At 66.9% G+C, this 290-nt stretch carries 1 protein-coding gene; it reads left to right on the top strand.

Annotated elements, in window-relative coordinates; all coding sequences use genetic code 11:
* Positions 1 to 10 precede the first annotated feature (10 nt).
* Positions 11 to 290: chemotaxis protein CheW (locus AAE045_RS24125; protein WP_455549825.1), on the top strand; the 280-nt coding region annotated here is incomplete at its 3' end.

The raw sequence follows: 290 nt of genomic DNA, 5'->3' as shown, positions 1-290 counted from the left end.
CCTGGATGGCATGACCGTCTCGGTGGCCGGCGAAACCCTGATCCTGCCGTTGGCCTACGTCCTCGAAGCCCTGCAGCCGCAGGCCGACGATGTGCGCACCATGGCCGGCGAAGGCCGCGTGCTGCGCGTCCGCGGAGAGTACCTGCCGATCCTCTCGCTCAGCGAGTACTACGGCTACGGTGGGCGCGCGCTGGACGATCCGCTGGTGGTCGTCGTCGAGGGCGATGGCCAGAAAATCGCGCTGGAAGTGGACGAACTGGTCGGCCAGCAGCAGGTGGTGGTCAAGAACA

It is taken from the genome of Dryocola clanedunensis (genome assembly GCF_038405435.1).
GTDB lineage: Bacteria > Pseudomonadota > Gammaproteobacteria > Enterobacterales > Enterobacteriaceae > Dryocola > Dryocola clanedunensis_A.
The sequence above is the reverse complement of the archived record's forward strand: the minus strand, read 5'-3'. Positions and strand labels throughout refer to the sequence as shown.